The organism is Actinomyces sp. zg328 (assembly GCF_009829635.1).
GTDB classification, from domain to species: domain Bacteria; phylum Actinomycetota; class Actinomycetes; order Actinomycetales; family Actinomycetaceae; genus Actinomyces; species Actinomyces marmotae.
The window spans coordinates 1-22,324 of record NZ_VWPE01000013.1 but is presented as its reverse complement, the minus strand read 5'-3'; the positions used below and the strand labels follow the sequence as shown (position 1 = coordinate 22,324).

Genomic DNA, 22,324 nt, shown 5'->3' with positions numbered 1-22,324 from the left:
AACGGGCCTCAGCCGCAGGCGGTGATGCGCCAGAGGGTCGCCGTGGACCCGGCGCCCGACGGCGCGGAGTCGACCTCCTCCAGGTACTCGTGGGGCACCTGGTCCATCCGCCAGCCCCACAGGGGTTGACGGCCGCCACCGGTGGCGCCATCGGGGCGGGCGTCGTCGGAGTAGTAGTGCGTCACTCCGCGCTCGTTGAGGATCCGGCACACCTCGGGATCGGAGCCAAGCTGATCGAGGTGCTCCCCCAGCCACTCCAACTCCGGGCTGATCGGCAAGAGCCGCGTGGGGTAGACCGTGCGCACACCGGCCACGCTCCACAGGTAGGCGCTCCCGTTGGACGGGTTCCCTATGACGAGCGCGTGAGCGCCAAGCTCCTGGGGGGCGCGGCGGATCATCGCCAGCTCGGCGTCGGAGAGCATCGTGCCGTAGGAGATGCGCCGCGGATCGTGGACCGCTTCCATGATCTCTGCCTTGAGCCCCCACCTCCACGCGGGGGCGAGGACGAGTGAGGCCGCGAGCGCGGCCAAGGCGACGCGGCGCGGGTGGGAGCCCAGCCGCCCACGCCATCCGGGCAGTGCGGCCCAGGCGCGGGCGAGGTCGCGGGCGCCGAGCGTGGCGAGCACGAGGAGCCCGATCGTCACGAGGACGATGATGCGGGCCCGCTGGGTGTACCACGGCCCGGCCAGGACACGCAGGGGCCACTGGGGCCCCGCGGCGAGGAGCAGGATGAGCGCGGCCGCCCCGGTGCCGATGGACCACAGGCGCGCCTGCTGGGCATCGCTGCCCCGGGCGCCCCGCCATGCCCCGACCACGGCGACGAGCGCCAGGGCGACCACCAGGGCATTGCCCGGGATGTAGGGGGTGAACCGGGCCAGCAGGGGATGATCGGTGGTGAGCGCGTAGACGGTCTCCGCGAGGTTGCTCGGGGGGCGCTGGTAGGAGAAGACATCCACCAGCGAGCCGCGCACCCGCCAGCCGGCCCCGGCCGCCAGGAGCCCGCCCGCGGTGGCGGTGGCGATCAGGCCTCCTCTCCCCCGCCCGCCGCGGCGCCAGGCGGCGGCCACCGGGCCCCACGAGCCCCGCACCACCAGCGGACCGGCCAGCACGATGAGGTTGAAGACGGCCGCGCCGTGCGCGCCAATGACCCCGAGACCACCCAGGGCGGCCAGCGTGAGGGCATGCGCGCGCCGTCGGCCGCCCATGGCGCCGGATCCGCAGGCGCGCGTGACCAGGGCGAGGCATCCGGGCAGGAGGCACACGGACAGCGCATAGGGCCACACGCTGGTGAGGAGGAGGAGGACGGAGACCACGGAGCCGGACAGGGCGGTCCCCAGCCCCAGGAGCGCGCCCGCGCCCCGATCCTCATCGGAGCCCGCGCGCCTGAGGGTCTCGCGCAGGAGGGCGGCCATGCTCAGTGGCCAGATGGCCGACGAGAGCACCACCACGAGCGTGTTGGAGCCCTCGATGACTCCGCCGGGCAGGAGCGCGGCGATGGCGTGCCAGACCATGGGGTAGTAGATGCGCTGGCCGTCGTAGAGCGGCCAGGTGCCGCCGAAGGAGCTCGCGTCCCCCGTCAGGCGCACGAAGGCGGTGGCGGACAGGTGGTAGATGGAGTCCGAGGCCTGCATCGGGGAGTCAAGCGCCCCGGTCGAGCGGATCACCGGAACCGCGGTCATGAACGCGGCCAGCCCCAGTCCCGCGCACAGCGCGAGTCGGCCCCGGGCGTCGAGGGGGGCCGGACAGGACGGTGGTCCGGCGGCGCCGGGCTCCCGGGGAACGCGGCGCGCGAGCGCGCCCGCGGCGGCGCACGCGGCCCACAGCCAGCCGACGGGGCCGATGAGCAGGTGGCCGCGGTCCCAGGGGATCCCCAGCGGCTGGGCCAGCGCGCTGCCCAGGGTGAGGATCCCGGCGGTGAGCGTCGGCGCGGCCCCCAGCGCTGTCACTCCGCGCAGCCCCCAGGCCTGGGCGATCGACCAGCCGGGGATGATGAGCCCGCCGAGGGCCGCCACCGCGATCGGCGGGGCGGCCGCCCACGAGGGGCCAACGGCGCCGCCGAGCCGGATCACCAGCGCGAGCGCCGCGATCCCGGCCAGCGGCAGGATGACGACGCGGGTCGCGGTGGATCCGATCCACGCCGCGGGACGCAGGCGCCAAGAGCCGCTCATGGAGTCGCCTCCTTCTGCTCGCAGGCGGTGATGCGCCACAGGGTGGCGTCCCCCTCGGAGTCGACGAGCTCGAGCCCCCGCGCGGGCGGGCGGATGAGCGACTCGTCCCACCACGCATCGGCGGCGCCGTACTCGGCGCCGGCGGCCGTCGGGTCCTCCTGGGCGAGGAAGTACTTCACGTTCAGGCGGTCCAATCGCGAGCAGATCTGCGCCGTCGTCGTCTCATCGACGCCGAGAGCGGGCCATAGGCGGGCCACGCTGCCCATGTCGGAGGGGTGGTAGGGCTCGCTGCGGGACATGTAGACCCCGTGGATGCCAGTCATGGGCCACACGTAGCCCGCGCCCCGGGCGGGGGCGCCCAGGACCACCGCGTCGTCGGGGAGGACGCTCCTCGACCTCTCCAGCAGGACCAGCTCATCGACGGTGGCCAGTGTGCCGTGCTGAATCCGGCGCGGGTCCCACACCGAGGCGACCAGGCCGTGCAGCAGCGGCACCCGGCAGGCCACGGTCACCAGTACGACGGCGACGAGCGCGCCGCTCAGCAGCCGGGCCCCGCCGCGCCGCAGCGGCGGGCGCGCCCGCTCGACGGCGAGCAGGCCGCTGATCCCACGCGCGGCGAGGAGTATCGCGGGGATGGTCACCAAGGGCATGATCCGCGCCTCCTGGAGGTACCAGGGCGAGCCGATCTGGCGTCCTGGCCAGGCGGGGCCCGAGGTGAGCAGGACGATCACCGTGGCCATGAGCCACAGCGCGACCCAGGGGCGCAGGGAGGGGTCATGGCGCGCCTGCCACGCGCCCGCGAGCGCGAGGGCGGTGAGCACCGCCCCGGCGGGGATCCAGGCGACGGGGGGCACGAGGCCGTACTGCGGGGCGTCGAGGATGATCCTCTTGAGCGCATCGAGGGTCCCGCCCCAGCCTCCCGCGGGCCGCTCGTAGGAGAGCACCGAGACCACCTGCTCGCCCATCACCCATCCGCCGAGCAGGGCCGCCGCGGTGAGCACGGGGAGGACTCGCAGCATGATGCGCCGCCCCCGCCCTCCCAGCCGGATGACGTGGCTCATCGCCGCGGCGACGAAGGGAAGGCTGATCACCAGCACGTTGAAGGCGCCCGCGCCATGGGCGAGCACCGTCCCGCCCCCGATGACGACGAGCACGCCCAGGCTGGTCCCGGGCGTGCAGGTGCGATCGAGGATGTCGCGCAGCGCGGTGCCCAGGACGGCGAGAACCCCGGGCAGGGCGATGACGGACAGGACGTAGGGCCATACCGTCAGGGAGGTCATGAGCACCGGCAGCGCCACGGTGGTCGAGGCCAGCGCGACGGTCAGGCCGGTGGCCCTGGCCCACCCCTCGCCGAGGGTCCTGCGCAGCGCCGTGAGCATGCCCGTCAGAGCCGCCGGCCAGACCAGGACGGCGCACCCCAGGAGCAGGGCGTTGGTGGCCTGGATGGCGCTGCCCGGGATGAAGACGGCGATCGCGTGCCAAAGCGTGGGGTAGAAGACGCGGTAGCCCTGATATATCGGCCACAATCCACCGAAGGGGGAGGCATCTCCGACCTCCCTCATGACGGTGATGGCGTTGACGTGGAAGGTGACGTCGTAGGCCTGGGCCGGCCAGGAGCCCTTGGGCGCGCCCGTCGCCGCCGCCATCGCCACCGCCCCGGCCACGACGGCGCCGCCGAGCAGCCAGGCGAACTCATCGGCCCGCAGCCTCGTGGAGCCCGCCAGGGTGGGGCCGATGCGAATCCACCCCTTGCGCCGCAGCGCGCGCGCGGGGAGGCCGAGCAGCGCCATGAGGCCGATGACGACCGGCGGCCCCCAGGCCATCCAGTGCAGTGACAGGACACTGGTGAGCATCTGCGCCACGGAGATGATCGCGGCGCTGACCGCCGGAGCGAGGGCGAAGGCGGGCAGCCTGCCAACCCCGGCCGACCGGGCGACGGCCCAGCCGGGCGCGAGGAGGACGGTCGCCCCGAAAAGCGCGCCGAGAAGGAGTGTCAGCACGTGCTCGTCCCCCGGCCTCGCCTACCCTGATACCCGGCCCTGTCCCGGGCTCGCATGAACGGCACCGGCCTCAGCCCAGACGCTGGCCCCCGCCGATGGTCAGACGGGGCGCGCCCGTCCGCCTCTCGGCGTCGGTGGCGGCGCCGCCCTTCTCGCCGATGGCCTCGCGGCCCTTCTCAGCGCACTGGGCGGCCAGGGGAAGCCCGATCCTCCCCAGGGCGACGACGGCGATGCGCATGGTGGTCCTTCCAGGCCGGGCGGCGGGTCTGACCGTATGGTACGGCCTCTCCGCGCCGCTCCCCGCAGACGGCTCCGCGACATCGGACAACGGCCCGACGCCGCCCCCTGCGGCGCGGCGGCTGACTCGGCGATCCGCACCGCCATCGCGGCTCCTCGCCGCCCAGCGGGAGAAGCCCGGCCGGGCGCCGTCGTTCACGCGGGGGTCAGGGGGCTATCGGCCCGCGCGTGCGACAATGCCGTGGTGAGCACGCCCGCAGCCTCCAGGCAGGACCCCTCCCCGGCGACCGACGCCTGGCTCGTCATCCCGCTGTACAACGAGGCTCAGGTCATTGGCAGCGTCATCGGGGCGGCTCGCGACGCCTTCCCCCACATCGTCGCCGTCGACGACGGATCGAGGGATGACTCCGCGCGGCAGGCCGAGCGCGCCGGGGCGATCGTCGTGCGCCACCCGGTCAACAGGGGCCAGGGCGCCGCGCTCCAAACCGGCATCGACTACGTCCTGGACAGGACGAACGCGGACTACATCGTCACCTTCGACGCCGACGGCCAGCACTCCCCCGATGACGCCAGGGCCATGGTGTCCGCCGCGCGCGAGGAGGGGCTCGGCTTCGTCCTCGGCTCCCGCTTCCTCGAGGGCCCCTCCCCCGTGGGCCCGGCCAAGCGCTTCATCCTCGGGCTGGCGGCCAAGGTCTCTTCCCGATCCTCGGGGATGCGGATGACGGACGCGCATAACGGGCTGCGGGTGCTGCGGCGCGACGCCGCCGAGAGGATCAACCTGCAGCAGGACCGCATGGCCCACGCCTCGGAGATCATCCGCCAGCTCGCCGCCACCGGCCTGCCCTGGCGGGAGCACCCGGTGACGATCACCTACACCGACTACTCCAGGGCCAAGGGCCAGTCCCTGTGGAACTCCATCAACATCCTCGTCGACCTGCTCTTCAGCTGAGCGGGCATCGGAGCACCGCACCCGCCGCCAGTCCATAGGACCAATCCATAGGAGCAGTCAGTGAGTCACCAGATCATCATCCAGGCCATCCTCGTCATCACCGTCGTCGCGATCGGCTGGACCATGGTGCGTACCCCGACCGGCGCGCGGCACGAGGCCAGCCGGCGCCTCCTGACCCTGACCTTCGTGCTCTTCGCAGTGATCGCGATCTGCCTGCCCCAACTGACCACCCAGGTGGCCAACGCCGTCGGGGTGGGCCGCGGCACCGACCTCCTCCTCTACGCCCTCGTCATCGCCTTCCTGCTCAACGTCCACTCCTCCTTCCGCCGCAAGGCCTCCCTGGAGCGGCAGATCACCCGGCTGGCGCGCCGGGTCGCGATCGACGCCGCGCCAGAGCCCCCTGCTAAGGCCCGCCGGGAGCGCCCCTGAGGGCGGGCGCGGACCGGCGGACGCGAAGCCCGGGAGAAGCCCCCTGTGAGGAGGCCGGGGCCCCGGGCTCAGCCGCGCCGGGCGGCGCGCACGGCGATCTCCTCGCGCGCGCGCAGGCCGGCGGACAGCGCCCAGCGCAGCGGCGCCTGCCAGGGAGCGGGGTGGGAGGCCCGCATGTAGCGGCGCGCCGAGGCGTGGTGGGCGCGGATCATCCGCTCGGGGCGCGCCTTCCAGCTCACGCCCTGCTCGTGGATGACGACAGCGTCGGGCACCTGGAGGTTGACGCGCCCGGAGGCCCCGACCCTCGCCCCGAGATCGACGTCCTCGAAGAACATGAAGTAGCCGTCGTCGAAGCCCCCGAGCTCGCGCCACACGTCAGCGGGCAGCAGGAGGCAGGCGCCCGAGAGCCAGCCCACGGCGTGGGTGACGTCCTCATTGCCGCCGTGGTAGCGGGCGGAGAAGGGGTTGGAGGGCCAGACCCTCCCCAGCAGGGCGTGCCCGGTGCCCGCCGCCAGCGAAGGCAGGGCGCGCCCGGAGGGGTAGACGGTCCCGTCGGCGTTGAGGAGCCGCGGGCCAAGCGCGCCCGCCCCGGGGTGGGCGATCGCGGCTTCGATGAGGACGTCGAGGCTGCCGGGGCGCCACACGAGGTCGGGGTTGGCCACGACGATCCAGTCCTCATCCAGCCCCTGGGCCGCGAGGTTGGCGCCCCCGCCGTAGCCGCGGTTGACGCCGTCGCCGACGACGCGGGCGCCGTGCGCGGCGGCGAGGGACTCGACGACGTCGTGTTCCTCGCCGTTGTCGGCGATGACGACGGTGATCTCGCGGGAGGTGGCGTCCTTGAGCGAGGAGAGGAAGCGCTCGAGCTCGTCCCCGGGGTTGTAGGCGACGGTGACCACGCGCGCGCGCCCGCCCCGGGCGCCCTGCCGGCCGACCCCCGGATCGGGCTCGGACCGAGCCACGGCATCGGGCGACACGCCGGGCCGGCGGCGCGAATCAGCCGGATCCGGCCGATCGGAGGGCGCGGGGACGAGGTCGGTCACGGGAAGAGCCTAAACGAGAAGGGGTCTTGCCGAGGCGGTGTGACGCCAGTCATCCAGACCGGAGGAAGATCATGTCTCGACGCAGTCACGGTGCTAGGTCACGCCTAGCGGATTCTCTAGACTCGCCACGTGCCCTACACCGAGAAGCCACGCGCACGGCATTCGATCAAGGACCTGGGGAGGCGAACCGCCCGCCGGGCCGGCTTGGTGTTCCTGTCACTCGCCCTGTTCGTCACCTCAGCGGCGGGATTCGCCTACATGGACCTGCAGGGCCAGGTCAAGCGCTTCGACATCTCGGGCTACCTGGACGGCTCCGCCACCCGCACGGACGCCATCGGCGACTCCTACGACGGGCACGCCCTCAACATCCTCATCCTGGGCTCGGACACCCGCAGCGGGGCCAACAACGTCGACGGCGCCGACGGCAGCGAGGACACCTCCGTCGCCCGCTCGGACACGGCGGTGATCATGCACGTGTCCGCCGACCGCTCCCGAGTGGAGGTGGTCTCCATCCCCCGCGACCTCCTCGTGGACATCCCCTCGTGCAAGACCTACGACGGCACCGAGTCGGCCCCCCAGCCGGACACGATGATCAACAACGCCTTCGCCACCGGCGCCGGCACCGGCACCAATGAGAAGGCCCTGGGCATCGGCGCCGCCTGCGCGATCAACACCATCGAGAAGATGACCGGCGTCAACATCGACGAGTTCATGGTCGTCGACTTCCACGGCCTGGAGACGATGATCGATGCCCTGGGCGGCGTCAACCTCTACGTCTCCGAGGAGATCGACGACCCCGATTACACCCAGCTCCACCTGCCCGTGGGCTGCCAGCACCTCAACGGCCCCGACGGCCTGAAGTACGCGCGCGCCCGCCACGGCTACGGCAACGGCTCGGACATCGGCCGCATCGAGCACCAGCAGAACCTCATGGCAGCCATGATCCGCACCGCCAAGAGCAAGAACATCCTCTCCAACGCCAACCAGCTCTACTCCTTCGCCCGCACGGCGCTGGGGTCGCTGACCACCTCCGAGAAGATCGGCGACCTGACCAACCTCCAGGGCCTGGCCAACTCGATCCAATCCATCGGCCTGGACCGCATCACCTTCCTCACCGTGCCCAACGAGCCCGCCGCACGGGACGCCAACCGCGTGGTGGCCACCAATGACGCCAAGGCGGTCTGGAAGGCCCTCAGGGAGGACACCCCCGTGCCCACCAGCTCGGTCAGCGGCAAGGCGGATGGCTCCCCCGCTTCTCCCGCGCCCGGCTCCTCCGACGCCGTCGCGGGCCCCTCCTCGACCGATGCGGCCGAGCAGACCGATGCCCCCGCCGGCAAGCCCAGTGGCGCCCCGGCCCCCCAGGCCCCCGCTCCCGCGTCTCCCTCCGCAGGCTCCGTCACCCAGTGCAAGTGAGGCGCGCGCCCTATGACGTCGAATGACGGTCTTCCCCCCAGCGTCACCCCGGGCTCTGGAGGACGTCCCGCCGGGCCCCCGAGGGTGCCACGCGCGGTGGGGCAGGGCCAGCAGCCGGATCCCCGGCCCGCGCCGGAGGCCCCCGCGCGCCGCAGCGTGCTCGGCGGGAACCAGGCGCAGGCGGGACCGCGGCCCCCAGCGCCGACGGCGGTCCCCCGCCAGCGGCCCGCGCCGCCCTCCGGCGGCAGCCATGCCAGGCCCGGATCATCGGCCCTCGCGCTCGGGGCCGCGCCGCGGCGCCCCGCCCCTGACGCCACGCGGGCCCTGCCCTCGGGCCACCCGGATACCCTCCCCGCGCCCTACGGACCCGTGCGGCCGGACCTACCCTCGGGCCCGATCAGCCCGGGGCGCCGCGCCCCCCGGCGCCGCCGCTGGCGCCGGGCCCTCGGCTGGACCGCCCTGGTGATCGCGCTCGTGCTCGGGGTCATCGTGGGCCGGGTGGCCTGGCTGGCCCACGAGGTCGATGACAAGCTCGGACGGGTGGACGCCCTGTCCGGCAAGAAGGACACCGCTGGGGAGACCTGGCTCATCGTGGGCTCAGACGCCCGTGGCGACGGAGGCATCGCCGACGACGGCACGGAGGGCTCCCGCGCGGACTCGATCATGCTGCTGCACAGGAACAACGGCCAGTCCTCGCTGACCACCCTGCCGCGCGACACGTATGTGGAGATCCCCGGCCACGGCGGGGACAAGATCAACGCCGCCTACGCCTACGGAGGGCCCGAACTCCTGGTCCAGACCGTGGAGCGGCTCAGCGGCCTGACGATCGACCACTACATGGAGGTCGGGATGGCCGGTGTCAAGGAGACGGTCGACGCCGTCGACGGCATCGACGCCTGCCTCGACTACGACGTGGACGACCGCGACTCCGGGCTGGTGTGGGACACCTCGAAGGGCACCTGCCAGCACATCGACGGTGAGAAGGCCCTGGCCTACTCGCGCATGCGCAAGTCGGATCCCACGGGGGACATCGGCCGGGGCCTGCGCCAGCGCGCGGTGATCAGCGCCGTCGTCGACCGGGCCGTGTCCGCCAAGACGCTCATCAGCTGGCCCCGCCAGGACAAGTTGGTCGACGCGGGCACGAAGGCGCTCACCGCCGACAAGGACACCGGCCTGACGGATATCGGGAAGATGGTGCTCGGCTTCCGCGAGGCCTCATCCCAGGGCCTCGCCGGGGCCCCGCCGATCGACTCCCTCGACTATGAGCCCGGCGGGATCGGGGCGGCCGTCCTCCTCAAGGACGAGACCGCGCCGGACTTCTTCTCCAAGCTACGCGCGGGCAGGCTCACATCCTCCGACTTCAACAAGATCGAGCCCACCTCCTAACCCCCTCGAGACCGGTCCTAGGGCCAGGAACGATGGCGAGATTTGAGGATTCCTTTTTATGACACACTGTCACATCTTGCGTTTGCCCAGGCCAGAGGCCTGCTCATAAAACTGAAGCCGGGCCCACACCCTCTTGGAGCCCGAGCAATCCTCAAACCGCGCCACTTCGTACTCGTCCCAGAACCCGCCGCACCGAGACCGGTCGAAATAACGATCGAGACCGGTCCCGACCTCGGGGGCGCGGGCGATCCCCCACCCGCGCCAATCCCGCGCGGAGCCCTGTGCCCCTACTTGACCGCGCCTGAGGTGATCCCGGAGATGATCTGCCGCTGGAAGATGGCGAAGAGGGCCACCAGGGGCGCGCTCATGACGAGGACGTAGGCGAAGATAAGGTTCCAGTTGTTGAGTTGGACTCCCGAGCTGGCCACCATGAACAGGTTGAGCGGCAGGGTGTCCATGCGTCCACCCACAATGAACAGGGCGTAGAAGACGTCGTTCCACACGTACAGGCTCACCTGGATCGCCGCGGTGGCCAGCACCGGGCGCAGCAGGGGCAGGATGATGCGCGTGAACACGCCCACCGGGCCGGCGCCGTCGATCCTGGCCGCCTCCTCCAGGGACTCGGGCACCGTGCGCACGAAACCGGTGATGAAGAAGATGACCAGGGACAGGTACATGCCCGAGTAGGTCGCGATCATGCCCACCGCCGTGCCGGCCAGCCCCAGCTGGCGCAGGAGGAGGACCAGCGTGACGATCGCCGGGGGCAGGATGATCCCCGAGATCATCACCGCGTACAGCACGGCCGCCCCTCGGCCGGAGCGCCGGGCGAGAACCCAAGCGGCCATCGATCCCAGGAGCAGGACCACGAGCACCGAGGGGATGAGCAGCACGAGGCTGCCCAGCAGGGCCGTGTCCACTCGCGCCTGCTCGACGATCTTGCCGAGGTTGTCGAAGAGCTCCCAGTGGCTGGGCAGGCCCAGGCCCGGGGACAGCGCCTCGGCCTGCGACTTGCCCGCGGTCACGAGGACGGTCCACAGCGGGACGCCGACGACGATGAGCGCCAGGACGATGCCCAGAGCGGGCTGGAGGATCCTGCGGTAGAGCCTCACGCGATGCTCCTCTCACGGCGGCGCAGCATCCCGATGACCGGGAACGCCAGGACGACGACAGTCAGGAAGAGCACGAGGCTCATCGTCGTGGCCTGCGCGTACAGGCCCTGGCCGAAGGTGCGGTAGATGAACAGGTTGAGCAACTCGGTGGACCCGCCCGGCCCGCCGTTGGTCGTGGCCTGGACGACGTCGAAGGAGTTCATCGACCCCAGTAGCGCCGTCGTCACGTTGAAGGTGATGGCCGGGGCGATGAGCGGCAGCCGGATCCTGGTCAGGATCTGCCAGGGGGTGGCCCCGTCGATGACGGCCGCCTCGAGGACCTGGCCGTCGATGGTCTTGAGGCCGGCGAGGTAGATGAGCATCGACATCCCCATCCACTTCCAGGCGTGGATGACGATCACGACGCCCAGGGTCCAGGTGGTGGAATTGAGCCAGCCGATCTCCACCGTGTGGCCCACCAGGGCCGACAGAGCCTGGTTCACGCCGCCGTCGGGTTTGAGCAGGGCCCTGAAGATGTACCCGGCCGCGAGCGCTGAGAGCACCACGGGCACGAAGAACACGACTCGCAGGATCTTGTTCAGGACGGTGTCGCGCTCCAGCAGGAGCGCCAGCCCCAGGCCGAACAGGTTCTGGACGACGGCGACCCCGGCCGCGTAGATGAGCGTGGTGATCAGGGCGTGGCGCAGCGCGCCGGAGCGGGCGAGATCGGAGAAGTTGTCCAGGCCCACGCCGTTGATGGCGCTCTTGAAGCTCGACCAGTCGGTGAAGGCGTAGACGAAGTTGTAGACGGTCGGCGTCAGGAAGAACACCGCGATCACGGCCATCGCGGGGACGACGAAGACCCAAGGGTGCGTGGAGCCCGCATGGCCGCGGCGCGGTGCTCGTTCCATGACTGCCATGACTACCGTGCCGATCAGAAGCCCGTGGCGCCGATGGCCTTGGCGAGCTGGGCGAACTGAGACTGGGTCTCCTCACCGACCTGCGCGGGGGTCTTGGTCCCCGCGATCATGTCGCCGAGGTTCTTGGCGAGGTCGGGGTTGGCGATGGCCAGGGACTGCATGGAGCCGATAGAGGACGACAGGGCGTCATTGGCCTCGACGGCCGCGGTGGGGACCGTGGAGGGGGTCTCGACGCCGGAGATGATCGACACGGCCTTCTGCTCCTTCACGAAGTCGGCGTAGCCGTCCGACAGCCAGAAGGCCAGGAGCTGGCGGGCGGCGGCCTCGCGCTTGTCGTCGCCGGTCTTGAAGGCGACGACGGCGTTGGTCTGCTCCGGGATGGAGGTGGCCACAGCGCCCTTCTTGGAGATCGGGAAGAAGCCGATCGTCTCGTTGAGGGTGGCCGTGTCCGTCTGCGCCGCCATGTTGGCGAGCAGGCTGTTGACGTGGATCGCCATGGCGGCCTCGCCGGCCAGCAGCGCCTTGGCCTGCTCGTCGAAGGTGGCCGTCTTGATGTCGGCGTTGTAGAGGCCGTCGGCGATCATCTGGGCGTAGGCGTCGATGGCGCCCTGGATGTCCTTGCCGGTAAAGGTGTCCTTGTTCTCGTTGACGCGGCCCCACAGGCCGTCCTTGGCGGCGTCCGCGAGCTGGACCTGGACGGCGTACTGGGACGCCCACCACTCCCCGCCCATCTCGAAGAAGGGGGTGACGCCGGCGTCCTTGAGGGCCCGCGCGGCGGTCAGCAACTCGTCCCAACTCTTGGGCGTGGAGACGGAGTTGGCGGAGAAGACCTTCTTGTTGTACCACACGCCCATCACGGAGGGCGCCGAGACGAAGGCCGCGTAGCGCTTGCCTTTGACGGTTCCGCCAGCGTCCAGGATGGTCTTGGCGGTCTTGGACTCCCAGGGGGCGCCGTCGAGGACCTGGAGGCGCTCGGCGGCGCCCAGGCTGGTGAGCGCCGACGTCGTGGGCTGCCACATGGCCAGGTCGGGCAGGTCACCGGTGGCGACCTTCGTCTGGACGGTCTGCTCGTAGGGGTCGGGGATGGTGACGATCTCGACCTTGGCGCCGGTGGCCTTGGCGAAGGCCTTAGTCACGGCGGCGGGGATCGTGGCGGAGGACTGGGCGGCCCATACGGTCAGGGCGACGCCGTCGAGCTTCTCCGTGGCTCCGGGCCAGTTGGCGGGCGCCGACGCGGAGGAGGAGCCGGTGCCCGGGTCGGAGCAGGCGGCCAGGCCCAGGGCGGCGGCCGCGGAGGCCATCGTGGCGATGTAGCCGCGCCGGGAGAGGCTGATGCGGGGGAAGGAGGTGGTGGTGCTCATCGGTTCTCCGATCGTGCGACATCCTCGTCGCGGTGGGTGGTGTCCCGGACCAGGTAGGCCCGGGCGGTCGGTGTAGTGGTTGTGGCTCTCAGGACGGGGCCGTGCGGCCCGTCCTCGACACTGATGCCCTCGTCGGCCACGAGGTCGGGGGGAGGCATGACCCGCGTCAAGCGCATGCCGGCCAGGGCTGGCAGGTTGAGGGCGGATCCAGGGCCGTCCTGGCCGGGGCGGGGCCGGTGCCACACGAGCAGCAGGCCCTCGCGGCCGGCGGGGGCGCGGCGGGCGGCGACGACCCATTCCTGGTCCCAGGAGGCGACGTCGTCGGGCCACCAGGGCAGTTCTTGGGTGAGGGCCGGGCGCAACTCCTTGGCCAGGTCGGTGGCGGCGCGCACGAGGCTGATCTGCCGGGGGCTCATGCGGTCCAAGTGGCCCGACAGATAGAAGGAGCCGGCCAGGGAGGTCACGAGGGTGTAGGTGATCTCCTCGTCGGTCATCTCGGGCTGCGGGTAGGCCCAGGAGCCCGCCTGCTCGGGGAGGAGGGCCAGGGGGGCGTTGGCCGCGATGGGCGGGTAGCGCACCGGATCTTGCAGGTCGGAGGTCGATTGGAGGCGGGCGTGTGCCAGGAGGGCGTAGTCCGAGCTCATGCCGCCCGAGGCGCAGTTCTCCACGATGAGGCCCGGATGGCGCTCGGGCAGCCGGGCGAGCCAGGCGGCCCACTGGCGGGAGTGCTCCATGAGCCCGTCTCCCGGGGAGTCGGCGTCGGCGTCGGGGCCCAGGCCCACCGAGTAGTTGTCGTCGACCTTGAGGTAGCCGATCCCGTAGGAGACCATCCGGTCCACGACGGCGTCGAGCGCCTCCCGGGCGGCCGGGTGGCGCATGTCCAGCCGCAGCCGCCCCTGCTCGACTAGTCGCTCGCCACCGCGGCGCATGAAGGCCTCGTCGGGGAGCTCCTCGGCGACGGGGCTGTTGACGCCGACGGCGAGGGGCTCGATCCACAGGCCCGAGGTCATGCCCTGGGCGCGGATGAGGTCGAGGGTGGCCTGGAGCCCATCGGGGAAGCGCCGCATCGAGGGCTCCCAGCGCCCGACGGCGTCCCACCACTCCTGGGCGTCGGAGTGCCATCCGTCGTCGATGCAGTAGACCTCCGCCCCGGCGGCGGCGGCCGCGGGCACGAGGGTGGCCAGCCGCTCCTGCGTGGGCTGGGCCATGAGGGTGTTCATGTAGTCGTTGTAGACGACGGGCGCGGCCTCGGTGGTGGGGGCCAAGGCGGAGCGCAGCGCCCTGCGGTAGCGGGTCATCTCGGCGGCCGCCCCCTGCCAGCCGTCCTCGGAGAAGGCCAGGGCGGCCCACGCGGTGGTGATCTCCTCGCCGGGCGCCAGGCGGTGGAGCCAGGCGTGCTGGAGGTCGGTGGGGCCGTAGGCGACCAGGCCGAGCCGGTCCGCGCGCCGCGAGATCTCGACGGTCCAGGCCCCGTTGTGCTCGACCTGCCATCCCACGGCCTGGCCGGTGCCTGGGTCGATGATGTAGCCGGCCGGCTCCCACAGGCCCGAGGACCACCCGGACTCCGAGCTGATCCGCAGCGCGTCGCGGGGCGACTGGCCGTGTGAGGCGGTGCCGATGTCGACCAGTTCCTCGCCGAGGCGCCGGTGGCGCCACCGCTGCTCGGCCATCCACCCCGAGCGGGCGGTGAGCAGGTCGAGGTCGTCCAGCGGGGCGCCGGGAAGCACGGTGGCTGACACCAAGGAGACGGCGGCCAGGGTGATGGTGGTCGCACCCTCGTTACGAAGCGTGGTGCGCAGGCGCCAGGACGCCTCGGTGGGGCGGGCGATATCGGTCAGGGCGACCAGGCCGGTGGCGCTGTCGCGCTGGGTCACGCGGGTGGTGGGCCAGGGCTGCCCGTCGAGAGCCTCGACGGCGTGATCGGGGTCGGGGCGCAGGGCGGCGCCAGCCGCGCCGCGGGTCAGGCGATGGTCGACGAACTCCCGCCCGCCGCCCAGCGCGTGCACCTCTACCAGGGGGCAGGCGCGCGCGGGAGTGTGGTCGCCACCCAGGGTGAGGTGGGCCGGCGCGTCACTGCTCACGTGCAGCCTGGCGCGTCCCAGTGACGTCGTCGTCGTGTCGCTCATCTGTCTGCCATGGGTTCGTAACGGGTGGGTCGCGCGGCGCTGGGGTGGAGGCGCGGTCCCGGGGGATGACGATCACGGTAGGGGGAGCCGGGCGGGGGCGTCCAGCATCTCCGAAACAGGCGTTTCACTCATGCTTCCCAGCCCCTGCCCCGTTTGCGCCCAAGCCTGTAGCCTGGCGATCCACCCCGTTCCCCCGGAGAGCATGCAAAGGAGCATGAAGATGATCAGCAGACGGCACGCCCTAATGTCCCTAGCCGTCATGGCCGGCCTGCCCGCCGCCACGGTTCTCGCGGCCCCACCCGCACAGGCGCAGGGCAAGAGGATCGACCCCACTGGTCCCGGATGGGCCCTGGCCCCCTCCCTCAGCGATGAGTTCACGACTCTGGATGAGAGCCGTTGGCGCAAGGGCCTGTGGTACCCGGTGTCCGCCGACGCCGGTCGCTTTGCCCCGGACAACGCCGTCGTATCCGATGGCGTGCTGCGCCTGGAGGCCAGGCGCGAGCCCTCCCAGGTTGGGGGCAAGACCATCCCCATGACCTTCGGCGCGGTGGAGTCGCGCTTCGACACCCCCGGCCTGAACTCCTACATCGAGGTGCGGGCCCGCTGCCTCGACACCGCCAACATCCTGTCAGCCGTGTGGCTGCAGTCCTCCACCCTGACCGGCGAGGACCGGCTCATCGCCGACCCCAACCCCGAGATCGATGTCCAGGAGTCCGTCACCGACCCGGACGTCAACTGGGCGCACCACCTGTGGCCCTGGACGGGTTCCGGCCACACGCGGCGCGACGCGCGGCCCTCGGGCGGGAAGCACTCCGCCGGGGTGGACCTGACGGCAGACTTCCACCTCTACGGCGTCGAGCGCTCCGGCGCGCACGTGCGCCTCTACCTCGACCGGGTGCTCTACGCGGATATCGACACCAGCGTGCTGGAGCCGGATTTCGGGTCCCTGGCCCGCATGTCCCGCCACGTGGTGCTCAGCCTGGAGGGGCACAGCCGCTCCCCGCACCACCCCGAGCTCCTGCCCAGGTCCTTCGACATCGACTACGTGCGCACCTACGTCAATGATGCCGATGTGGTCCGGGCCGATGGCAAGCGGCGCCTGGTGGCCCCCGATGGCCGCCTCCTGGCCAACAAGGGAGGCCGGCTCGTCCTGGTCCCCGCCTCCGATGCCGCCGAGGGCGCCTGGTGGGCCCTCACCCAGCATGACGACCTCACCTACGAGATCTCCGCCGACGGCGCCTACCTCGCCCAGGAGCGGCCCGAAGGCTGGTACGGGCGGGGCCTGCCGGTCGTGGCGCGCCCCGAGCCCGGGGCCGGGGCGGATGACGCCTCAAGCCTGGCGCGCTGGCACGTGCGCACCACCGGCGACTGCGCGCAGCTGCTCAACAAGGTCAGCGGCCTTCCCCTCGTCATCGACGACGCCGGCCAGGGCGTCTTCGTCCGCGGCGCGGACGGGGCGACGTGCTGGCGCTTGGAGGCGCCCGCGGCACCCAGCCCGAGCCCCTCGCCCAGCCAGGGGCCGGGGGCGCCCAGCGCCTCGGCCTCACCCGCGCCCACCGTCGCGCCGACCCCCTCGGCCGGCGCGACGGGCCCAGCGGACCCAAGCCACTCGCCCGCGCCCACCACCCCGCCCAGCGATGGGACGGGGAACGGGCCACTGGCCAGCACCGGGGCCCCCGCGGCCGTGACCGCGGCCGCCGCCGCGGCCATTGCGGCCACGGGAGGCATGCTCCTGCGCCGTCGCGGGGCATGAGGGGACGCCGGCCCGCATCCGCCTAGGATGCGCCCATGAGCCAGTCGGACGTTGACGGCCAGGAGCTCTGGCCGCGCCCCTGGAGGCCGCCAACGCTCGCCGATGTCGCCCGGCGCGCGGGGGTCTCCAAGGCCACCGCGTCCCGCGCCCTGGCCGCGGGCCGCGCCACGGCCAGGCCCGCGGCCACCGGGTGCGTCCAGCGGATCGCGCGCCGCCTGGGTTACACCACTCGGCGGCCGGATCTGCCGCGCCTGCTCGTCCTGTCCTCAGGGCTGGCGCGCACGGGGTACTGGGCCACCCTCTCCGGGGTCCTGGAGGCGGCTCAGGAGCACGGCACGGATCTGAGCATCCACGTCCTGTCCGCCTCCCCGGCCCGCCGGCGGGAGGCGCTCCTGCAGGCGCTGGGAACGCGAGTGGACGCCGTCGTCGTCCTGGAGTTCGACTCCTTGGGCCTGGCGGCGCTGCACGACCTGCCCGAGGGGCTGCCGCTGGCCGTCGCCGGGGGCTACCCCCGGCCCGACGACGGCGGCCTCAAGCGGGCCTGGACCGACGATCACGCGGGCGCGGTCATGGCCTGCGAGCACCTGCTCGGCCTGGGGCACACGCGCGTGGCCTATGTCGGCGTCCCCTCCGCGGGGCACCCCGACCCCCGCCTGGCCGGGTGGCGCGAGGTCATGGCCGGCGCCGGGCTCGAGGCGCCCGAGCCCGTGGCGACGGGATGGGGCGCGACGACTGGCGAGAGGGCCGCCGCGGCGCTGACCCGCAGCGGGGCGACAGCCGTGCTGTGCGGTAATGACGACCTCGCGATCGGCCTGCTCTCCGGCCTGGCGCGGGCCGGGGCGAGGGTCCCCGACGACATCTCAGTGGTCGGCGTCGACGACCACCCGCACGCGGGCGCCGCCACGCCCCCGCTGACCACCGTGCGCCTGGACTTCGCCCGGGTGGGCCAGGAGGCGGTCGCCCTGGCGCTGGGCACGAGGAAGGAGGAGCGGGTGGAGGTGCCCGTCGAGCTCGTCGAGCGCGAGTCAGTGGGCCGGCCCCGCCCCTAACCGCCGAGACCGGTCGAAATCAGGAGCGAGACCGGTCGAAATCAGGAGCGAGACCGGTTCCGAGCGGGGCGCGGGCGCTCGGGCAGGGGCACCCGCGCCCCCGTCGTCGTCAACCGGCGCGCTCCGCACCGCCCCGCGCGCGGCCGGTCAGGCGAAGTGCCGCCGGTTCGGATCGGCCTGCCAGGCGGAGTAGGAGGAGGCGACGATGTCGTCGAGGTCATGCTCGGCCCTCCATCCCAGCACCGCGCCGATGCGCTCGGCGTTGCCGATGAGCTGGGGCGGGTCCCCGGCGCGGCGGGGGAGCTCCTCGGGGGCGATGTCGAGCCCGGTGGCCGCGATGACCTTGGCGACGACGTCGCGCACGGACGCTCCCACGCCGGTGCCGACGTTGAAGACGTGCTCGGCCATCTCCTTGCCGCTGGCGAGGTAGTCGAGAGCGGCGATGTGGGCGGTGGCGAGGTCGCGAACGTGGATGTAGTCGCGGATGCAGGTGCCATCCGGGGTGGGGTAGTCGGTGCCGAAGATCTTGGGGGTCTCGCCCTTGGCGAGGCGATCCATGACCATGGGGATGAGGTTGAGGGTGGCCATGTCGCCCAGGTCGTCCCAGCCGGCGCCGGCGACGTTGAAGTAGCGCAGCCCGGCCCAGCGCAGGCCCCAGGCGGCCTCGGCGTCGGCCATCATCCACTCGCCGATGAGCTTGGTCTCCCCGTAGGGGTTGATGGGGTGGCAGTCGATGTCCTCGGGGACCACCTCGACGGGCGGCATGCCGTAGACGGCGGCGGAGGAGGAGAAGATCATCTGATCGACGCCCGCGGCCTCCATGGCGAGCATCATGTTAGCCAGGCCGCCGACGTTCTGCTGGTAGTACCAGGCGGGACGGGCGACGGACTCGCCGACCTGCTTGCGGGCGGCGAAGTGGATGACGGCGGTGACGCCGCGCTCCCTCATGACCTCGGCGAGCCGCTCAGGGGCGTCACCAGCGGCGACGTCGAGCTCGACGAGGGTCGCGCCCTCGACCCGGCTGGGGGATCCGTAGGACAGGTCATCGACGACGATCACCTCGTCCCCGCGCTCGAGCAGCAGACGGACAACGTGGGCGCCGATATAGCCGGCGCCACCTGCGACAAGAATGCTCATGCGCCCAGTCTAGAGGCTCAGGCCGTCCGATGGGTGGCGCTCATCACCCCGAGCGGCCCCGCCCGCCTCCGGGCGCGCGCAGTGGGGCGGCCCCCGGAGCACATCCCCCCGGAGCGCGCCCGGAGCGCCGACAGGCGCATTCCGCACCGAGCGGAGCCGCGCGCACCGAGCGGTGCGTCCTCCCCGCACCGGTGGGTGCAGCGGGCACCCGTGAGTGTGGCAGGCACCGGTGAGTGCAGCAGGCGCGCGCAGTGAAGCGCCCCCGGAGCGCCGACAGGCGCGTTCCGCACCGAGCGGAGCCGCGCGCACCGAGCGGTGCGTCCTCCCCGCACCGGTGGGTGCAGCGGGCACCCGTGAGTGCAGCGGGCACCGGTGGGTGCAGCACGCACCCGTGAGTGCAGAGGGCACCCGTGAGTGCAGACGGCACCGGTGACGACGCCGCGGGCCGCTGAGCGATCAGCGCGCTCCCGGGCCCGCCCCGCCCCCGGTCCGCTCACGGAGCTTGGCTCCCTTGGCGTGGGCGGCGTCGGCGAGTTCGCCCTGGAAGGCGCGCATGGCCCGACGAAGCCGCTCGGCCCGCTCCCCCTCCCCCGCGCCGAGGATCCGCGCCGCGAGCAGCCCGGCGTTGCGGGCCCCGCCGATGGACACGGTCGCCACGGGCACGCCTGCGGGCATCTGGACGATGGACAGCAGCGAGTCCATGCCATCGAGGCGCCCCAGGGGCACGGGCACGCCGATAACCGGCAGTTCGGTGACGGCGGCGAGCATCCCAGGCAGGTGGGCCGCTCCCCCGGCGCCGGCGATGATGACGCGCAGGCCCCGCGCGGCGGCGCCCTGACCGTAATCGATCATCTCGGTGGGCATGCGGTGGGCGGAGACGACGTCGGCCTCATAGGGGATGGCGAACTCGTCGAGGGCGTCGGCGGCCGCGCTCATGGTGGGCCAGTCGGAGTCGGAGCCCATGACGAGGCCGACGAGCGGTTGGGGGGTGGCATCGGGCGTGGCAGCCATGGCGGACCTTTCGCTGGGAGGGATGAGGCGGACCGGGTCGAGGGCGTCGGTGGAGGAGGGGCGGCGATACGAGGGGCGGCGATACGGAGGCGCGACTCAGGCGTCCCCGCGCAGGATGGCGACGACGGCGCGGGCCCGCTCGCGCAGCGCCTCCACGCCGTCGGCCGGCCCGACGAGGTTGACATGCCCGAGCTTGCGACCAGTGCGCCAGGACTTGCCGTAGAGGTGAATGCGGGCCTCGGGGTCGGCGGCCATCGCCCGGGCCAGCGCGTCCTCGCCGGGTTCATGCCGCCCCCCGATGAGGTTGACCATGACGCAGGCGCCCGCGGTCGGCTCGGCCGAGCCCAGCGGCAGGTCGAGGACGGCCCGCAGATGCTGGGCGAACTGGCTGGTCACAGCACCGTCCTGCGTCCAGTGCCCCGAGTTGTGGGGACGCATGGCGAGCTCGTTGACGAACAGGCGGGTCGGCTCCCCGAAGGCCTCGACGGCGAAGAGCTCGACGGCGAGCACCCCGGTGACGTCGAAGCGCTCGGCAATCTCTCGCCCGATGCGCATGGCCTCGTCGGCGGCGGCCGGGTCCAGCCCGGGGGCGGGCGCCAGCGCCTCGGAGCACATGCCGTCGGCCTGGATCGTCTCCACGACGGGCCATGAGGCGATCCGCCCGCTGGGAGAGCGGGCCTGGAGGGCGGCGAGCTCGCGGGTGAAGGGGATGGCCTGTTCGACGAGGAGGCTGGTCACTGCCCCTCCGCCGAGGCTGCCGCCACCGCCGGTCGCGTCACCGGTGGCGACGGCGTCGATCCACTGGCCGGCGCGGCCGGCCTCGAGATCGCTCTCCTGGCGCACGAGGAGCACGCCATGCCCGTCGTAGCCGCCCCGGGGTGTCTTGAGGATGACGGGCCAGCCGTGCTCGGCGGCGAAGCCTCGGACGGTCGCGCGGATGGCGGCTCCGTCCCCGGTGGCCTCGTTCCAGGCGGGCTGGGGCAGTCCGGCGACGTCCATGGCGCGGCGCATGGCGATCTTGTCACGGGCGAGCAGCAGGGCATCGGGGGAGGGCCGCACCCTCACGCCCTCGGCGGCCAGCGCGCGCAGGAGCGCGTCATCCTGGTGCTCATGCTCAAAGGTGAGGGCCCCGGCGCCCGCCGCGAGCGCGCGGACGGCCCCGGCGTCGTCGGCGGCGCCAACGGGAGAGTCGACGGTGACCAGCGCCGTCGATCCGTCCGGGGCCTCGACCAGGGCCCGTAGATGGATGCCGAGGGCGCTGGCCTCCTCCTGCATCATGCGGGCCAACTGCCCGCCCCCGATGACGGCGACGATGGGTGCGCTCACGGGCACAGGCTACGGCAGGGCGTCGAGCCCCGCTCGATCTGCCCGTACCCTGGCACCCGTGTCTGACATCCAATCGCCGGGGAGCCCGATCCGCCGGTCCGGCAAGACCGGGCCCGACCAAGAAGGGCCCGACCAAGGCGGGCCCGAGCCCTTGGCGAGCCCCGCCAGCCCGCCCGCTCACGCCCCCGGCGCCGCCCGGGCCCCGCGCCCGCCCCGCGCAGCGCGGGTCCTGGCGGTCTGGGGCGCGGCGAGCCTCCTGACCCTCCTCATGCTCAGGCTCGGGGCGCAGGACACGCCGGCGACGCCGTGGGCGGGTCCCGCCCCATCATGGAGCGAGCACCTGTCCTTCTGGGACGCGGGCTGGTACGAGCGCATCTTCCGCGAGGGCTACCCGGCGATCCTGCCCGAGGGCGGTGGCGGCGCCGTCGCCCAGAACTCCTGGGCGTTCATGCCGCTGCTCCCCCTGCTGGCCACCCCACTGACCTGGCTGGGCCTGCCCTTCTACCCGGCGGCGGCCCTCGTGGCGATCACCGCCTCGGGTGCGGGCGCCGTCATCATGGACCGCTGGCTGGCGCCGCGGGTCGGCGGGGCCCCCTCGCTGTGGGGCGTGGCGCTGACGTGGACCTCCATGTGCGCCGCCGTCCTCCAGGTCCCCTACGCCGAGTCCCTGGGGCTGGTGCTGGTCGCGGGCGCGCTCATGGCGGCCGAGCGCGGGCGCTTCGCCGTCTCCGCGCTGCTCATCATGGTGGGGTCCGTGGCCCGGCCGATCGGTCTTCCCCTGGCGCTCGCCCTGGGCCTGTGGTGGTTGTGGGAGATGGCGGCGGCGCGAGGGCACGACGGGCCCAGCGACGATCCCGGCGAGCTCGGCGGCGCCGGCGGCCGAGCCCGCGCGTGGGCGCGGCGCCTGGGGCCGACCTGGGCCCGGCTGGGC

Annotated in this window: 17 protein-coding genes and 1 pseudogene; 7 read left to right on the top strand and 11 right to left on the bottom strand. The window is 72.7% G+C overall.

The genetic code is table 11. From position 1 onward, the window contains the following. Positions 1–8: 8 nt before the first annotated feature. From GVV75_RS06790 to GVV75_RS06780, 3 genes are all read right to left on the bottom strand, one after another. Positions 9–2,168, bottom strand: coding sequence for a DUF6541 family protein (locus tag GVV75_RS06790; RefSeq protein ID WP_159814049.1), 2,160 nt, complete (start codon positions 2,166–2,168; stop codon positions 9–11). After that, positions 2,165–4,168, bottom strand: coding sequence for a DUF6541 family protein (locus GVV75_RS06785; protein WP_159524027.1), 2,004 nt, complete (start codon positions 4,166–4,168; stop codon positions 2,165–2,167). The genes GVV75_RS06790 and GVV75_RS06785 overlap by 4 nt, the downstream gene beginning before the upstream one ends. Before the next feature lie 70 nt (positions 4,169–4,238). Beyond that, on the bottom strand, positions 4,239–4,406 hold the full coding sequence (locus GVV75_RS06780) for a hypothetical protein (RefSeq protein ID WP_159524026.1): 168 nt from the start codon (positions 4,404–4,406) through the stop codon (positions 4,239–4,241). A 243-nt stretch (positions 4,407–4,649) separates the two neighbouring features. Between GVV75_RS06780 and GVV75_RS06775 the strand changes: the two genes are divergently transcribed. Continuing rightward, positions 4,650–5,354 (top strand): glycosyltransferase family 2 protein, encoded by a 705-nt coding sequence (locus GVV75_RS06775; RefSeq protein WP_442858384.1) that lies wholly within the window; start codon positions 4,650–4,652, stop codon positions 5,352–5,354. A gap of 60 nt (positions 5,355–5,414) precedes the next feature. After that, positions 5,415–5,783, top strand: a complete 369-nt coding sequence (locus tag GVV75_RS06770; RefSeq protein ID WP_159524024.1) for a DUF2304 domain-containing protein — start codon at positions 5,415–5,417, stop codon at positions 5,781–5,783. Between the two features lie 68 nt (positions 5,784–5,851). Here the strand turns inward: GVV75_RS06770 and GVV75_RS06765 are convergent, their stop codons facing one another. After that, positions 5,852–6,823 carry a glycosyltransferase family 2 protein gene (locus GVV75_RS06765; protein ID WP_159814045.1) on the bottom strand — a complete coding sequence of 324 codons (972 nt, stop codon included), beginning with the start codon at positions 6,821–6,823 and terminating at the stop codon, positions 5,852–5,854. 129 nt (positions 6,824–6,952) lie between these two features. On the opposite strand from GVV75_RS06765, the gene GVV75_RS06760 reads away from it, so the two are divergent. Next, on the top strand, positions 6,953–8,236 hold the full coding sequence (locus tag GVV75_RS06760; protein ID WP_236266089.1) for an LCP family protein: 1,284 nt from the start codon (positions 6,953–6,955) through the stop codon (positions 8,234–8,236). A gap of 12 nt (positions 8,237–8,248) precedes the next feature. Continuing rightward, positions 8,249–9,622, top strand: a complete 1,374-nt coding sequence (locus GVV75_RS06755; protein WP_236266088.1) for an LCP family protein — start codon at positions 8,249–8,251, stop codon at positions 9,620–9,622. 287 nt (positions 9,623–9,909) lie between these two features. On the opposite strand, the gene GVV75_RS06750 is transcribed toward GVV75_RS06755, so the two are convergent. The 4 genes from GVV75_RS06750 to GVV75_RS06735 are packed head-to-tail and all read right to left on the bottom strand — an operon-like array spanning position 9,910 to position 15,117. Further along, positions 9,910–10,731, bottom strand: a complete 822-nt coding sequence (locus tag GVV75_RS06750; RefSeq protein WP_159524021.1) for a carbohydrate ABC transporter permease — start codon at positions 10,729–10,731, stop codon at positions 9,910–9,912. Next, positions 10,728–11,621 (bottom strand): carbohydrate ABC transporter permease, encoded by an 894-nt coding sequence (locus GVV75_RS06745; protein WP_201288254.1) that lies wholly within the window; start codon positions 11,619–11,621, stop codon positions 10,728–10,730. Before GVV75_RS06745 ends, GVV75_RS06750 begins: the two co-directional genes overlap by 4 nt. Before the next feature lie 23 nt (positions 11,622–11,644). After that, positions 11,645–12,991, bottom strand: a complete 1,347-nt coding sequence (locus GVV75_RS06740) for an ABC transporter substrate-binding protein (RefSeq protein WP_201288729.1) — start codon at positions 12,989–12,991, stop codon at positions 11,645–11,647. Continuing rightward, entirely contained in the window at positions 12,988–15,117 is a 2,130-nt protein-coding gene (locus GVV75_RS06735; protein WP_201288728.1) for a glycoside hydrolase family 36 protein, read from the bottom strand. The genes GVV75_RS06740 and GVV75_RS06735 overlap by 4 nt, the downstream gene beginning before the upstream one ends. 220 nt (positions 15,118–15,337) lie before the next feature. Here GVV75_RS06735 and GVV75_RS10460 point away from each other — a divergent pair, with 220 nt between their 5' ends. Beyond that, a complete protein-coding gene (locus tag GVV75_RS10460; protein WP_159814043.1) occupies positions 15,338–16,870 on the top strand; it encodes a glycoside hydrolase family 16 protein in 1,533 nt (510 codons plus the stop codon). A 35-nt stretch (positions 16,871–16,905) separates the two neighbouring features. Then, positions 16,906–17,919, top strand: coding sequence for a substrate-binding domain-containing protein (locus tag GVV75_RS06725; protein ID WP_159626551.1), 1,014 nt, complete (start codon positions 16,906–16,908; stop codon positions 17,917–17,919). A 147-nt stretch (positions 17,920–18,066) separates the two neighbouring features. On the opposite strand, the gene galE is transcribed toward GVV75_RS06725, so the two are convergent. The 3 genes from galE to GVV75_RS06710 all read right to left on the bottom strand — a co-directional run bounded on the left by galE (position 18,067) and on the right by GVV75_RS06710 (position 21,393). After that, positions 18,067–19,056: a UDP-glucose 4-epimerase GalE gene (galE, locus tag GVV75_RS06720; protein ID WP_159717038.1), complete on the bottom strand. Its 990-nt coding sequence runs from the start codon at positions 19,054–19,056 to the stop codon at positions 18,067–18,069. A 456-nt stretch (positions 19,057–19,512) separates the two neighbouring features. Then, entirely contained in the window at positions 19,513–20,067 is a 555-nt protein-coding gene (gene purE, locus GVV75_RS06715) for a 5-(carboxyamino)imidazole ribonucleotide mutase (RefSeq protein ID WP_159814041.1), read from the bottom strand. 96 nt (positions 20,068–20,163) lie between these two features. Next, a complete protein-coding gene (locus GVV75_RS06710) occupies positions 20,164–21,393 on the bottom strand; it encodes a 5-(carboxyamino)imidazole ribonucleotide synthase (protein WP_159626544.1) in 1,230 nt (409 codons plus the stop codon). A 58-nt stretch (positions 21,394–21,451) separates the two neighbouring features. Here GVV75_RS06710 and GVV75_RS06705 point away from each other — a divergent pair. Next, positions 21,452–22,324: pseudogene (locus GVV75_RS06705) on the top strand (hypothetical protein); the annotation flags it as partial.

Coding starts and splice junctions, on each gene's coding strand:
- GVV75_RS06790 (WP_159814049.1), bottom strand. CDS start 2,168: ATGAGCGGCTCTTGGCGCCTGCGTCCCGCGGCGTGGATCGGATCCACC.
- GVV75_RS06780 (WP_159524026.1), bottom strand. CDS start 4,406: ATGCGCATCGCCGTCGTCGCCCTGGGGAGGATCGGGCTTCCCCTGGCC.
- GVV75_RS06755 (WP_236266088.1), top strand. CDS start 8,249: ATGACGTCGAATGACGGTCTTCCCCCCAGCGTCACCCCGGGCTCTGGA.
- GVV75_RS06745 (WP_201288254.1), bottom strand. CDS start 11,621: ATGGAACGAGCACCGCGCCGCGGCCATGCGGGCTCCACGCACCCTTGG.
- GVV75_RS06740 (WP_201288729.1), bottom strand. CDS start 12,991: ATGAGCACCACCACCTCCTTCCCCCGCATCAGCCTCTCCCGGCGCGGC.
- GVV75_RS06735 (WP_201288728.1), bottom strand. CDS start 15,117: ATGAGCGACACGACGACGACGTCACTGGGACGCGCCAGGCTGCACGTG.
- GVV75_RS10460 (WP_159814043.1), top strand. CDS start 15,338: ATGATCAGCAGACGGCACGCCCTAATGTCCCTAGCCGTCATGGCCGGC.
- GVV75_RS06725 (WP_159626551.1), top strand. CDS start 16,906: ATGAGCCAGTCGGACGTTGACGGCCAGGAGCTCTGGCCGCGCCCCTGG.
- galE (WP_159717038.1), bottom strand. CDS start 19,056: ATGAGCATTCTTGTCGCAGGTGGCGCCGGCTATATCGGCGCCCACGTT.
- purE (WP_159814041.1), bottom strand. CDS start 20,067: ATGGCTGCCACGCCCGATGCCACCCCCCAACCGCTCGTCGGCCTCGTC.